Origin of the sequence: Arthrobacter gallicola (genome assembly GCF_014836775.1) — a bacterium.
GTDB classification, from domain to species: Bacteria; Actinomycetota; Actinomycetes; order Actinomycetales; family Micrococcaceae; genus Arthrobacter_B; species Arthrobacter_B gallicola.
Genome location: NZ_JACSQD010000003.1, coordinates 262,700 through 275,246, shown reverse-complemented (window position 1 = coordinate 275,246; position 12,547 = coordinate 262,700). Strand labels below are relative to the sequence as shown.

Below are 12,547 nucleotides of genomic sequence, written 5' to 3'. Positions count from 1 at the left end.
GGCAGGCACTTCTCCACAGGGTTCGGCCGGCGGCGTGCCGCCGCGAGACTCTGCGCCTGCCCCGCATGTCCCATACGACGCAGACACGAGGATGAATGATCACAGTTACCGACCTGCGCAAGGTCTACCGCCAGGGTGCCCGGGAAGTGATTGCCCTGGATGGCGTCAGCATGAGCGTCCCCAAGGGCTCGATTCACGGCATCATCGGACATTCAGGTGCCGGGAAATCTACTTTGGTCCGCTGCCTCACGCTGCTTGACCGCCCGACGTCGGGAACTGTCACGATCGATGGCCGGGAGCTGACGAACGTCAAGGACTCTGAGATCCGGCTGGCCCGCCGCAGGATCGGGATGGTTTTCCAGCACGCCAACCTGATGGACTCGCGGACCGCCGCCGCCAACATCGCGCACCCGCTCGAACTGACCGGGACGTCGAAGCAGGACATTGAGGCACGGGTTGCGGAACTGCTGGCCCTGGTGGGTCTGGACCAGTTCGCCGGCGCCTACCCCGCCCAGCTCTCCGGCGGCCAGAAGCAGCGTGTGGGAATTGCCCGCGCACTGGCTGCCAACCCGGACGTGCTGCTCTGCGACGAGCCCACGTCTGCACTCGATCCACGTACCACGGACGAGATCCTGGATCTTATTTCGGAGCTGTCCAACCGGCTCGGACTGACCGTGCTGATCATCACGCACGAGATGAATGTCGTGAAGCGGATCTGTGACTCGGTGTCCCTGCTGGAAGCCGGGCGCGTCGTCGAGCACGGCCCGCTGCAGGAGGTTGCGTCCCACCTGGGCGGCCGTCTCGCCAAGGCCCTCATCCCGCTCCCCCCGACTCCCCCGGTATCCGGCGGCCCGGTCGTGGATCTGCTGATGGTCGGCGAACACGCCACCGAACCCGTCCTCTCCGGTCTGACCCGTCGCTTTGATACCGATGTCAACGTTCTGGCCGGCAGCGTGGAAACCCTGGCCGGTCAGCGCTTCGGCCGTCTGCGGGTCCAGCTGGATGCGAGCACGGACATGGAAGCGGTCAAAACCTACCTGGCGTCCCAGGGAGTCACAGTGGAGGTCGCGGCATGAATTTCTTCGAAGAACTAGCCGCTAACCCCGGCATCACCAAAGCGCTTCCCGAGGCAGTGGCTGACACGCTCCTGATGGTCGGCGTCTCGGGTTTCTTCACCCTGCTGATCGGGCTGCCGCTGGGCATTTTCCTGCACACCAGTGCCCCGGGCGGGCTCCGGCCGATGCCGGTGACCAACCGCATCCTGTCCGACATCATCGTGAACATCACCCGTTCCATCCCGTTCGCGATCCTGATGGTTATCCTCATTCCGTTCTCGCGGATGGTCACCGGTTCCTCGATCGGTCCGCTCGCCGCCTGTGTTCCGCTGAGCATCGGCACTATTCCGTTCTTCGCCCGGCTGGTGGAAACCGCGCTGCGCGATGTCTCCGGCGGCAAGATCGACGCCGCCCTGGTGATGGGGTCTACCCGGATGCAGGTCATCCGCAAGGTCCTGATGCCGGAATCCCTGCCCGGTCTGGTCGCCGCCCTGACGACAACTCTGGTGACCCTGGTCGGGTACTCGGCGATGGCGGGCATTATCGGCGGCGGCGGGCTGGGCCGGCTCGCCTACAACTACGGTGTCCAGCGTTTCGACACCGCCGTCATGGTCGTAACGATCGTGATCATTGTGGCCATCGTCCAGATCATCCAGCTGGCCGGCGACTTCGCCGCCCGGCGGGTGGATCACCGGTCCGCGGCAGGCAACCGGCGCCGTCGCCGCCCGGGGGCTGCTCCCGCTGCTCCGGCCGCTGCGCCTCAGCCGCCCGCCGCCACGGATCCCGCTGCCGTCCCAGACGGCGTTTCAGACACCGGCGGCGCCCGGTCCCGGGTCTGACCCGTCCTGCCGCCTGATTCTTCCTTGTTCCGTGCCCGGCGCGGACCAAGGGACTGCAGCCAGTAGCCGCTAGCTGCATAACAGCCGGCCGGGGTTCGCCCCAGCCGGACACTCGAAAGGAAACGCATCCGATGCGGAAAGCATTTTCACTCGTGGCCACCGGCGTGGCCGCGGCTCTGGCGCTGACGGCTTGCGGGGGTTCTGAATCCTCCTCCAGCGCTGTGGAGAGCCTCGATCCCGCCAACCCGGTCACACTGACTGTGGGCGCCAGCCCGCAGCCGCATGCAGTCATCCTGGAGTACGTGGCGGAGAACCTCGCTGCGGACGCTGGCCTGGAACTCGAAGTTGTTCCGTTCGATGACTACGTGACTCCGAATATTGCGCTGGACGACGGTTCGATCGACGCCAATTACTTCCAGCACCTGTCCTACCTCGAGGCCCAGACCGAAAGCCAGGGTTACGACTTTGAGCACGGCGAAGGCATCCACATCGAGCCGTACGCCATCTTCAGCGAGAAGCACAAGGACATTTCCGACGTCGCTGAGGGCGCCCGCGTTGCCATCACCAATGACCCGTCCAACCAGGCCCGCGCGCTCAAGCTGCTCGAGGACGCCGGCCTGCTGACGGACATCGGTGAGGATGCCTCGGTCATCGCACTGACCGACGAGCAGAACCCGAAGAACCTGGACTTCTCCGAGAACCAGGCTGAACTGCTGGTGAACGATCTTTCGGATCCCACCGTGGACCTGGCAATCATCAACGGCAACTACATCCTGGATGCCGGCCTGAACACCGATGACGCGCTTCTGGTGGAATCGCTCGATGCCAACCCGTACGCGAACCTGCTTGTCTGGAAGTCCGGCAGCAAGGACGCACGGATCGAGAAGCTCGACGAACTGCTGCATTCTGCGGAGGTCAAGGCCTTCATTGAGCAGAAGTGGCCGAACGGCGACGTCACCGCCGCTTTCTAAGCCTGACCAGTAAAAAACCATGCCCCGCCCTCGTGGCGGGGCATGGTTTTTTTGCGTCCGGAAGCATCCTGGGCCCGCTGACGCCCGCGGGACATCCCCGGCACCGGTAGCATGGCGGTCCTGCACCTCGCGAAGGGATCCGCATGCCGGCTGCCATCCAGACCCATGCCCTGTCCAAGCGCTACGGGGCCACCACTGCCGTAGCGTCGCTGGACCTCACCGTCGAGCCCGGCAGCGTGTTCGGTTTGATCGGACCGAACGGGTCGGGCAAAACCACCACCCTGCGCATGCTGCTGGACATTATCCGCCCGACTGCGGGCACCGCATCCGTCCTCGGAGCATCCCCGCGCTCAGGCGGCCCCGCCCTGCGCCGGCGGATAGGCTACATCCCCGGAGACCTCCGGCTGGGCGGACGCATCCGCGGCCGGACCCTGCTGCACCACCTCGCTGACCTCAGCTCACCGGTGCCGCCCGGAAGCATCGACTCGCTCGCGGAGCGTCTCGGCCTCGATCTTTCGCGGCCGGTGGGCACACTCTCCAAAGGCAACCGCCAAAAACTCGGCCTGGTCCAGGCTTTTATGCACAATCCGGACCTGCTGATTCTGGACGAGCCCACCAGCGGCCTCGATCCGCTGGTGCAGCGGGAGTTCCTTGAAATGGTGCACGAAGCCCGCGCTGCCGGCCGCACTGTGCTGCTCAGTTCACACGTCCTCAGCGAAATCCAGCAGGCCGCGGATATGGTGGCGGTGCTCTCCCAGGGGCGGGTCGTCGCGCAGGGCGATGTGGCCTCGCTGCGGCTGAACAACCTGCGGCACGTCCGCGCCGCCGTTGCCGGAACAGAACCGGACACGCTGCAGGGCCAGCTTGAACGTTCCGCGCACTTCACGGGCACTGTCACGGCCAGGGAAGGAAATGCCGTCCACCTTCGGGGCACTCTCGCGGGCGGTGTGGATCCCTTCATCAAGGTGCTGGCCCGCTACCAGGTCCTGGACCTCGCAGTGGAAGAACCTGATCTGGAGGAATCCGTACTCAGCCTCTACGGCAGGCCCTGGGAGGCCCCGCAGACCGAGGAACCGGAGCCTGGGACGTGAACACGGGTACTGGCTTAGCTCCGCGTCCTCTGCCGGTCTTTCGGCGTTCCGTGGCAGATACCTGGCGTGCCACGCTCGTCTGGACCCTGGCGCTGACCGCAGCGCTGCTGCTGTACCTGCCGCTGTACCCGTCCATGAACAGCGCTGACATGCGCAACCTGATCGAAGGGCTTCCGCCGGAGCTGGTCCAGGCCCTCGGGTACGCCGAGATGTTCTCCGGGCCGGGTTATGTCCAGGCAACGTTCTTCGGGCTCCTCGGATTTGTCTTCATCACCGTCGCTGCCGTGTCCTGGGGATCGACGGCGGTAGCCGGCGCCGAGGAATCCGGGCAGCTGGAACTGGTCCTGTCGCACGGGGTGGGCCGGGTGCAGTTGGTCCTGGAGTCGGCCCTCGGCCTGTTCACCCGCCTGCTGTGGTTTGCGGTCTTCACCACGGGGCTCATCACGATCCTCAATAGGCCTTCCGAACTCGGCCTGGAACCGGGAAAACTCATGGCAGGCGAAGCAGCCTGGCTGGGTCTGGGTTATCTCAGCGGCAGCCTCTCCCTGACCGTTGGCGCATTGACGGGCCGCCGTTCGCTGGCCGTGGGCGCCGGAGCGGCAGGGGCGGCATATGGGTACGTGCTCAATGCCCTGGCCAATCAGGACACCGACCTTGCCTGGCTCCGGGACATCTCTCCCTATTCCTGGGCCTACCGGAATGCACCCCTCACGGAGGGAATCGACGTTCCGGGTCTGGCTCTCGTGGCCGCTGCAGGTGCGGTATTCACAACCGTTGCTGCTCTCGCCCTGCGCCGGCGGGACATCCTGGGCTAGTCCGTGGCTCCCGCGGGCACCAGTACAGCGCAGATACGGCCATGGCCAGGCACGCGAAGGTGCCTGGCCATGGCCGTGGTGTCGAACTGTGCGGGCTCCTAGGGCTTCGCCGGGGCCCCTAGGGCTTCGCCGCAGCCGCAGCCTTGGCAGCTGCCGGCAGCGCGGCCAGGATCCGGTCCATCGCGGCGTCGTCGTGCGCGCCGGAAAGGAACCACGCCTCGAAGACCGACGGCGGCAGGTAGACCCCGGAATCGAGCATGGAATGGAAGAACGGCTTGAACCGGAACGTGTCCTGCGCCAGGGCATCAGCGTAATTGTGCACACCGTGTTCTGCGGTGCCGAAGGCGATGCTGAACAGGTTCCCTGCCCGCTGGATGCTGTGGTTCACGCCTTCCGCAGCGAGTGCATCGGAGACGGCCTGGGACAGCTGGGCCGAACGGGCATCGATGTTCGCGTATACCTCGGCGGTCGCGGCCTTGAGCGTGGCGACGCCGGCGGCCATGGCGATCGGGTTACCGGAGAGGGTGCCGGCCTGGTACACCGGGCCGAGCGGCGCCAGATAGTCCATGACCTCGGCCCGGCCACCCAGGGCTGCCACCGGCATACCGCCGCCGATGACCTTGCCGAAGGTGTACAGGTCAGGTGCCCAGCCTTCGTTGGCACCGGTCAGGCCCCAGTACCCGGCCGGCGAGGTGCGGAAGCCGGTGAGGACCTCGTCCAGGATCAGCAGCGCGCCGTGGGCTGTGGTGATCCGGGAAAGGGCGGCGTTGAAGCCGTCCGCGGGGGTGACGACGCCCATGTTGGCCGGGGCTGCCTCGGTGATGACGGCGGCGATGTTTGCGCCGTGTTCGGCGAAGGCGGCTTCGACCGCAGCGATGTCGTTATACGGCAGGACCAGGGTTTCCGCGGCGGTGGCTTCGGTGACGCCGGCAGAACCGGGCAGGGCCAGGGTGGCGACGCCGGACCCGGCCGAGGCCAGCAGGCCGTCGAGGTGTCCGTGGTAGCAGCCAGCGAACTTGATGACCAGGTTGCGGCCGGTGAAGCCGCGGGCCAGGCGCACGGCCGTCATGGTCGCTTCGGTGCCGGTGGAGACCATACGAAGCCGTTCCACCGGCTTTACCCGGTCCATGACCAGGGCGGCCAGGTCCGCTTCGGCGGGGGTCGAGGCGCCGAAGGACAGGCCCCGGTCCACGGCAGAATGGACGGCGGCCAGAACCTCTGGGTGGGCGTGGCCGACCAGCGCCGGTCCCCAGGAGCAGACCAGGTCAACGTATTCGCATCCCTCGGAGTCCGTGACGTACGGGCCCTTGGCCGAGACCAGGAAGCGCGGCGTACCGCCTACGGATCCAAAGGCACGCACGGGTGAGTTAACTCCGCCGGGCATCAGGGCACGGGCGCGGTCGTAAAGCTCTTCGGAGGAGACTGTCTGGGTCATTACTTGCTTTCCTTCAGCCAGGCAGCCAGTTCGGCGGCCCAGTACGTGAGAATGATGTTGGCGCCGGCACGCTTAATGCCGAGGACGGATTCTTCAATGGCACGGCGCCGGTCAATCCAGTCGTTGGCAGCCGCAGCTTCGATCATCGCGTATTCACCGGAGATCTGGTAAGCCGCCACCGGGACCGGGGACATCGCAGCCACATCGGCCAGGATGTCCAGGTAGCTCATGGCAGGCTTCACCATGACCATGTCAGCGCCCTCTTCAAGGTCCAGCTCGACCTCGAGCAGCGCCTCACGGCGGTTGGCTGCATCCATCTGGTAGGTGCGGCGGTCACCCTGGAGCTGGGAATCCACGGCTTCGCGGAACGGACCGTAGAACGCCGAGGCGTACTTGGCGGCGTAGGCGACAATCGAGACGTCCTGGAATCCGGCGTCGTCCAGGGCCTGCCGGATGACGGCGACCTGGCCGTCCATCATGCCGGACGGGCCCAGGACGTGGGCGCCCGCGCGGGCCTGCTCAACGGCCATGCGTCCGTAGATTTCCAGGGTGGTGTCATTGTCCACCACACCGTTGGCGTCCAGGACTCCGCAGTGCCCGTGGTCGGTGAATTCGTCCAGGCAAACGTCGCTCATGATCACCAGGTCATCGCCCACTTCGGCGCGGACATCGGCGATCGCCTTGTTCAGGACGCCGTCCGGATCGGTTCCGGCGCTGCCCGTGGCGTCCCGGGATTCCGGAATGCCAAAGAGCATGATGCCGCCGACGCCGAGCTCCACCGCCTCCGCAGCGGCACGCTTGAGCGTTTCGGTGGTGTGCTGGAGAACGCCGGGCATGGAGCTGATGGGGTTCGGCTCGGTCAGGCCTTCACGGATAAACGCCGGCAGTACCAGTTCAGCGGGGTCAAGACGGTATTCGGCGGTCATCCGGCGCATGGCCGCAGTGGTCCGCAGCCGGCGGGGGCGGTGCTGGGGGAAGCTCATGAGGACGTATTGCCTTCCGGTCGGGGGTAGTGGGAAATCCGGTGTGCGGCGAGCGCTGCTTCGACGGCGTCGGCTATTCCGGCCGGCGTCGGCGCGGACGCGGTGGCCTCCGGCGCGTGGTCCAGCGCCCGGAGCTGATGGGCGGTTGGCTCGCCGATGGCGACCAGTACAGCCGCGCCCGGCACCAGGGCGTCCCGGACGAACCGCCGGGCGGTACTGGGCGACGTCACGACGACGGCGTGCGGCGCCCGGTCCGCTCCAGCACCGGACGCCGCAGCGAAGCGCCGGTACTGTGCCGGTGTCAGCTGGGCCGGGGTCAGCTGGGCTGATTCACCAGAAGCGGGGCTGCTGCCTGGCCCGGAGACCGCAGGATCCGGTTCCAGCCGTAGGCCTGCCGGCGCCGGGTAGTCAACGGTTTGGTAGGCGGTAACCGCGGAAACCTCCCAGCCGGTGTCGGCCAGTGCGGTGCGCAGGAAGGGGTCCGCGATGTCCGCCTGCGGCAGCAGCAGCCGGTTCCGGCCGGTTCCGGGTTCGGGCCAGGCAGCTGCGAGGCCGCGCGCGGACTGGTCTGCTTCCGGTACCAGGTCCGCGTTGATCCCCTGAGCGGACAGCGCCTGCCTGGTACCCGCGCCGACGGCGGCAACCCGGGTCCCGGATGTCAGCTGGGACAGCGTGCGGCCGGAGCCTGCGGCGAACCGGTGCAGCGCCCGGACAGTTGTTGCTGAGGTAAAGATGATCCAGTCAAAACTCCCCTCCCCCAGCTCCTGCAGTCCGGCAGACACCGGGGAGGTGTCTGCCGGCAGCTGGAAGTCGATCAGCGGGAGCAGCTGGACCTGTGCGCCACGGGCCCGCAGTTCGGCCGCCATGGGTCCCGCGCGGTCAGGGCTCCGGAGCAGCACCACATCCGCGCCGGAGAGGGTTCCTCCGGCGGGGGTCGGTGCCGGCCTGGCACGGTCGGTGGTCATCGGGGCCAGCTCAGCTCTGCATCAGGACGCGAGTTCCGTCAGCTCCGCAGCGCCGGCGGCCAGCAGTTCCTCGGCCATGCGGATGCCCAGGGCCCGGGCACCGTCCTCGTCGGCCTGCGAGGTGGAGGAATAACGCCGCAGCGTTTGGCTGCCGTCGTCGCTGCACACCACGGCTTCGAGGGCGAGCCCCTGTTCGGTAACGCGTGCCAGTGCCCCGATCGGCGCCGTGCAGCCGGCTTCGAGCCGTGCCAGGAGCGCGCGCTCGGCGGTTACCGTCAGCCGGCTCGCGGTGTCGTCGTACGCTGCCAGTGCACGGCTCAGGGGACCCTCAGCGGCGTCGGCGGTACGGCATTCAACCGCCAGGGCACCTTGTCCCGGTGCCGGAAGCATCACGGACGGGTCCAGGAACTCGGAGACCATGTCCAGGCGGCCCAGCCGGGACAGTCCGGCGGCAGCCAGCACCACGGCGTCGAGGTCTCCGGGACCGCCTTCCACCAGACCGGCCACGCGGGCCAGCCGGGTGTCCACGTTGCCGCGGATGTCAACGATGTCCAGGTCCGGCCGTGCGGCGCGCAGCTGGGCCGCCCGGCGCGGTGATCCGGTGCCGATTCTGGCACCGGACGGCAGCTGCCCCAGCGTCAGTCCGTCGCGTGCGCACAGCGCGTCGCGGACGTCCACACGGGTGGGAACGGCGCCGATGGTCAGGCCGCTGGCGTCTGCCGTGGGCAGATCCTTGAGCGAGTGCACGGCAACGTCGCAGTCCCCGGACAGCAGGGATTCGCGCAGTGCTGCAACGAACACGCCTGTGCCGCCGATCTGCGAAAGAGCTGCCCGGTTAATGTCACCTTCGGTTTTTACCCGGACAAGTTCGACGTCGAAGCCGCCCAGTTCGGACAGCGTCTCGGCGACCGTGGTCGTCTGGGTGACGGCCAGCGCTGAACCGCGCGTGCCGATCAGGACAGGCGAATGCGCCACTACTGCACACCCACCGTGGAATCAGCGCCTGCGATGGTCGGTTTTTCGCCGCGCAGGTTTGCGCAGCAGCCCGGACGGCAGACGTCGTACCAGGGGCCCAGCTTGGTCAGGGCCGGCCGGTCGGTGATGGTGTTCTCCACCGTGCGTTCGCAGACCAGGTCAACGAGGCCGGCCACGAACTTCTCGTGGATGCCCGGAGTCGGTGCGCGGTGCGCGGCGAGGCCGAGTTCGGAGCAGGTCTCCATGGCCTCGGTGTCGAGGTCCCAGATCACTTCCATATGGTCGCTGACGAAGCCCAGCGGAACGATGACGACGCCGTCAACACCCTTGGCGGGCAGTTCAGCGATTGCGTCGTTGATGTCGGGTTCCAGCCACGGGGTGTGCGGAGAGCCGGAGCGGGACTGGTAGACAAGCTGCCACTCGAGCCCGGCTGCTTCGGGGACACGGTCCATGATGGCCCGGGCGTTGGCCAGGTGCTGGGCAACGTAGGCGCTGCCCTCTTCAAATTCGCGGTCACGGGGGCCGGATGCCTCGGCATCGGCCGTGGGGATTGAGTGCGTCGCGAAGAGGACTTCGATCTTCCCGTCTGCCTTGTCCGCGGCGGCCAGCTGTTCGCGGACCTTGGCAAGCGAGTCCTGCAGTCCTTCAACGAAGGGTTCCACGAAGCCGGGGTGGTCGAAGTACTGGCGGACCTTATCCACCTGCAGCTTCTTGTCCAGCCCCGTGGCAAGGAGGTTCATACCCAGGTCTTCGCGGTACTGGCGGCAGCTGGAGTAGCTCGAGTAGACGCTGGTGGTGACCATCAGCAGGCGCCGGTATCCGGTGTCATAGGCGTCCTGCAGGACGTCCTTGATGTACGGAGCCCAGTTCCGGTTGCCCCACAGCACCGGCAGGTTGATGCCGCGGCGCTCAAGCTCGGCTTCCAGCGCTGCCTTCAGCGCACGGTTCTGCTCATTGATCGGGCTGATGCCGCCGTTGGCGCGGTAGTGGGTTGCTACCTCTTCAAGCCGCTCATCAGGGATACCGCGGCCACGGGTGACGTTCCGCAGGAACGGAATAACGTCTTCCTGGCCTTCGGGACCGCCGAAGGACGCGAGCAGGATGGCGTCGTAGGCGGCGGGGGCCATACGGCCTTCCTCGTCGACACCCTCAAACGGGTTGACGCTGGTCTGGGGTTCGGGGGAAGGGGACGTCATTTGAGCACCTCGGAAACTTCAGCGGCAGCAATGCGCCGGCCGGTGTAGAACGGAACTTCTTCGCGCACGTGATTGCGGGCTTCGGTCGAACGCAGGCGGCGCATCATGTCCACGAGGTCCACCAGCTCCGGCGCTTCCAGCGCCAGGAGCCACTCCCAGTCGCCCAGGGCAAAGGAGGCAACGGTGTTGGCCAGGACCTGCGGGAATTCGCGGCCCAGCATGCCGTGGTCGCGCAGCATGGCGCCGCGCTCTTCGGCCGGCAGGAGGTACCACTCGTAGGAGCGGACGAACGGGTACACGCAGACCCAGGCTTCCGGAGCGATTCCGCGGGCGAAGGAGGGCCAGTGGTTCTTGGAGAACTCCGCGTCGCGGTGCACACCCATGGCGGACCAGGCGATTTCGGTGCCGGAGAACAGGTCCGTGCGGCGGATCCGGCGCACCGCTGCCTGCAGCGCTTCGGGCTGGCTGCCGTGCAGCCAGATCATCACGTCGGCGTCGGCACGCATCGCGGAGACATCGTAGATGCCGCGCAGGGTGACGTTTTCCGCGGCCAGGCCCTGTTCGAGGGCTTCGAATTCGCTGAGCGCATTCTCCGTTGTCTCGCGCGGAAGTTCAGACCGCTTGAAAACGGTCCAGAGAGTAAAGAACTGTTCTTGTGTTTCGGCTGTAACAGATGCGGTCTGACCCATGGGCTCACTCATGTCTAACAGTCTGCCGCGTAGTGCAGACTTAGGCGAAATACGAACTTCTACATGTCGTAGAACAACAACGATTATTCCACGGTCCGGACGGCCTCCGCGAGCCGGACGCACCGCTCCCGGGTATCGGCGGTGACAGCAGCCAGGCCCGTTCCGGCGAGCCAGGCTCCGACCACTTCCAGCCCGTCGACTTCGGCAATGGCTGAGCGGACGGCAGCTACACGCTCCGCGTGCCCGACGGCGGCGGAAGGCAGCGCACCCACCCAGCGGACCACGTCCCAGCCGATGACGTCGGCTTCGGACACCGGCGTCTGCAGAAGCGCAGACGCGTCCGCGAGGGCAGCCGCAAAGAGTTCCGCATCGGGCCGCAGGGCCGTGGTGTCGGTTTCCTCGCCCGCACCGAGGCCCCGCCCGTAGGACAGGCGCAGCACATGGGTGCCGGGCCCGGTGGAATCCGCGAGCCACTGCCACTTGGCTGTCGCATGGGTCAGGGCCTTGGCCTGCACCGAATCGGCGTCGCGTGCCACGAGCACACCGGTGCCGCGCGGCATCGCATCCAGTTCCGGCTGGTCGACAACCAGGGTCACCAGCGCCACCCCCGGTCCTGGGCCGGGGCGGTAGGCCGCCAGGTCAGGTACCACCTTGGCCAGCAGATCAACGGCCGCCGGCCCGTCCGTGGCAACAACCACGGCGTCCGCGTGCAGGAAGTGATCCCCGGCAGCGATCCGGAAACCTGTTCCCGCGTGCTCGAGGCCTTCCGCGGGTGTGCCTGTCAGCAGCTGGACTCCGCGGGCGGCGAGATCGGCGGTCAGCGCCTCGGTCAGGGTGCCCATGCCGCCGCGCAGTGAGGCGACAGTGGATCCCGCCGGAGCAGCCTTACGCATTGCTCCGACGGCGGCGGACAGCGAGCCGTGCTCGGCCATGGCCTGCCGCAGCCCGGGTGCCACCGAGTCGACGTCGAGCACATCCGGGTCCGCGGAGTAGACCCCGCCGACCACCGGCGCGACCAGCCGTTTCAGCACAGCCTCGCCCATCCGGGTCCGCACCACCTCGCCCAGGCTTATCTTCTCCCTGCGCAGCAGCGGCGCGACGGGCAGCACCCGGTCCATTACTGCACGGGCCACGCCCACCTTCCCGATGGCCCGAACGATTTCATCGGCGCGCGGATCGGCCGGGATGCCCAGCAGACCCGACTGGGGCATCCGCTGTGCAGACTGCGCCAGGTCGGCTCCGCCCAGCTGCAGCCAGGCGCCGCCCGGGTGCGGCTGGACAATGTTCCCCGCCAGTCCCAACTCCGCAATCAGGGTGGGCACTGCCGTAGAGCGGGTGGCGTATGACTCAGCGCCGCTGTCCAGGGTCAGCCCGGCCACCTGGTGGCTGCCGACGCAGCCGCCGAAGCCGTCCCCGGCTTCGAGCACGGTGACCTCCAGCCCTTCGCGGGAGAGGTCACGGGCGGCGATGAGTCCCGAGATTCCACCGCCGATGACGACGGCGGACCGAGGCGTGGGTGCGTCACCGGACATG

Annotated in this window: 11 protein-coding genes and 1 pseudogene; 5 read left to right on the top strand and 7 right to left on the bottom strand. The window is 67.2% G+C overall.

Features of this window, described 5'->3' with window-relative positions; translation table 11 throughout:
* Window positions 1–95 precede the first annotated feature (95 nt).
* From H9639_RS08505 to H9639_RS08485, 5 genes and pseudogenes are all read left to right on the top strand, one after another.
* The gene (locus H9639_RS08505; protein ID WP_191807652.1) at window positions 96–1,076 is read left to right on the top strand and encodes a methionine ABC transporter ATP-binding protein; all 981 of its coding nucleotides are present in this window, start codon (window positions 96–98) and stop codon (window positions 1,074–1,076) included.
* A pseudogene (locus H9639_RS08500) lies at window positions 1,073–1,750 on the top strand (methionine ABC transporter permease); the annotation flags it as partial. The gene H9639_RS08505 and the pseudogene H9639_RS08500, both read left to right, overlap by 4 nt.
* A 275-nt stretch (window positions 1,751–2,025) precedes the next feature.
* Window positions 2,026–2,865 carry a MetQ/NlpA family ABC transporter substrate-binding protein gene (locus H9639_RS08495; protein ID WP_191807650.1) on the top strand — a complete coding sequence of 280 codons (840 nt, stop codon included), beginning with the start codon at window positions 2,026–2,028 and terminating at the stop codon, window positions 2,863–2,865.
* A gap of 143 nt (window positions 2,866–3,008) precedes the next feature.
* Entirely contained in the window at window positions 3,009–3,956 is a 948-nt protein-coding gene (locus tag H9639_RS08490) for an ABC transporter ATP-binding protein (RefSeq protein WP_191807649.1), read from the top strand.
* Between the two features lie 50 nt (window positions 3,957–4,006).
* Entirely contained in the window at window positions 4,007–4,771 is a 765-nt protein-coding gene (locus H9639_RS08485) for an ABC transporter permease subunit (RefSeq protein WP_404799740.1), read from the top strand.
* A gap of 118 nt (window positions 4,772–4,889) precedes the next feature.
* Here the strand turns inward: H9639_RS08485 and hemL are convergent, their stop codons facing one another.
* From hemL to hemG, 7 genes are all read right to left on the bottom strand, one after another.
* Window positions 4,890–6,206 carry a glutamate-1-semialdehyde 2,1-aminomutase gene (hemL, locus tag H9639_RS08480; protein ID WP_191807648.1) on the bottom strand — a complete coding sequence of 439 codons (1,317 nt, stop codon included), beginning with the start codon at window positions 6,204–6,206 and terminating at the stop codon, window positions 4,890–4,892.
* Window positions 6,206–7,189 carry a porphobilinogen synthase gene (gene hemB, locus H9639_RS08475; RefSeq protein ID WP_191807647.1) on the bottom strand — a complete coding sequence of 328 codons (984 nt, stop codon included), beginning with the start codon at window positions 7,187–7,189 and terminating at the stop codon, window positions 6,206–6,208. Before hemB ends, hemL begins: the two co-directional genes overlap by 1 nt.
* Window positions 7,186–8,154: a uroporphyrinogen-III synthase gene (locus tag H9639_RS08470; protein WP_191807646.1), complete on the bottom strand. Its 969-nt coding sequence runs from the start codon at window positions 8,152–8,154 to the stop codon at window positions 7,186–7,188. The genes hemB and H9639_RS08470 overlap by 4 nt, the downstream gene beginning before the upstream one ends.
* A 21-nt stretch (window positions 8,155–8,175) precedes the next feature.
* A complete protein-coding gene (gene hemC, locus H9639_RS08465) occupies window positions 8,176–9,129 on the bottom strand; it encodes a hydroxymethylbilane synthase (protein WP_191807645.1) in 954 nt (317 codons plus the stop codon).
* Entirely contained in the window at window positions 9,129–10,325 is a 1,197-nt protein-coding gene (locus tag H9639_RS08460) for a ferrochelatase (protein WP_191807644.1), read from the bottom strand. The genes hemC and H9639_RS08460 overlap by 1 nt, the downstream gene beginning before the upstream one ends.
* Window positions 10,322–11,026 carry a hydrogen peroxide-dependent heme synthase gene (hemQ, locus tag H9639_RS08455; protein WP_191807643.1) on the bottom strand — a complete coding sequence of 235 codons (705 nt, stop codon included), beginning with the start codon at window positions 11,024–11,026 and terminating at the stop codon, window positions 10,322–10,324. The genes H9639_RS08460 and hemQ overlap by 4 nt, the downstream gene beginning before the upstream one ends.
* 71 nt (window positions 11,027–11,097) lie before the next feature.
* Window positions 11,098–12,546, bottom strand: coding sequence for a protoporphyrinogen oxidase (gene hemG, locus H9639_RS08450; protein ID WP_191807642.1), 1,449 nt, complete (start codon window positions 12,544–12,546; stop codon window positions 11,098–11,100).
* Between the last annotated feature and the right edge of the window lies 1 nt (window position 12,547).

What these genes read in the sequence shown, in the direction of transcription:
- H9639_RS08505 (WP_191807652.1), top strand. Translation starts at nt 96, where the DNA reads ATGATCACAGTTACCGACCTGCGCAAGGTCTACCGCCAGGGTGCCCGG.
- H9639_RS08495 (WP_191807650.1), top strand. Translation starts at nt 2,026, where the DNA reads ATGCGGAAAGCATTTTCACTCGTGGCCACCGGCGTGGCCGCGGCTCTG.
- hemB (WP_191807647.1), bottom strand. Translation starts at nt 7,189, where the DNA reads ATGAGCTTCCCCCAGCACCGCCCCCGCCGGCTGCGGACCACTGCGGCC.
- H9639_RS08460 (WP_191807644.1), bottom strand. Translation starts at nt 10,325, where the DNA reads ATGACGTCCCCTTCCCCCGAACCCCAGACCAGCGTCAACCCGTTTGAG.
- H9639_RS08490 (WP_191807649.1), top strand. Translation starts at nt 3,009, where the DNA reads ATGCCGGCTGCCATCCAGACCCATGCCCTGTCCAAGCGCTACGGGGCC.
- H9639_RS08470 (WP_191807646.1), bottom strand. Translation starts at nt 8,154, where the DNA reads ATGACCACCGACCGTGCCAGGCCGGCACCGACCCCCGCCGGAGGAACC.
- hemL (WP_191807648.1), bottom strand. Translation starts at nt 6,206, where the DNA reads ATGACCCAGACAGTCTCCTCCGAAGAGCTTTACGACCGCGCCCGTGCC.
- hemQ (WP_191807643.1), bottom strand. Translation starts at nt 11,026, where the DNA reads ATGAGTGAGCCCATGGGTCAGACCGCATCTGTTACAGCCGAAACACAA.
- hemG (WP_191807642.1), bottom strand. Translation starts at nt 12,546, where the DNA reads ATGTCCGGTGACGCACCCACGCCTCGGTCCGCCGTCGTCATCGGCGGT.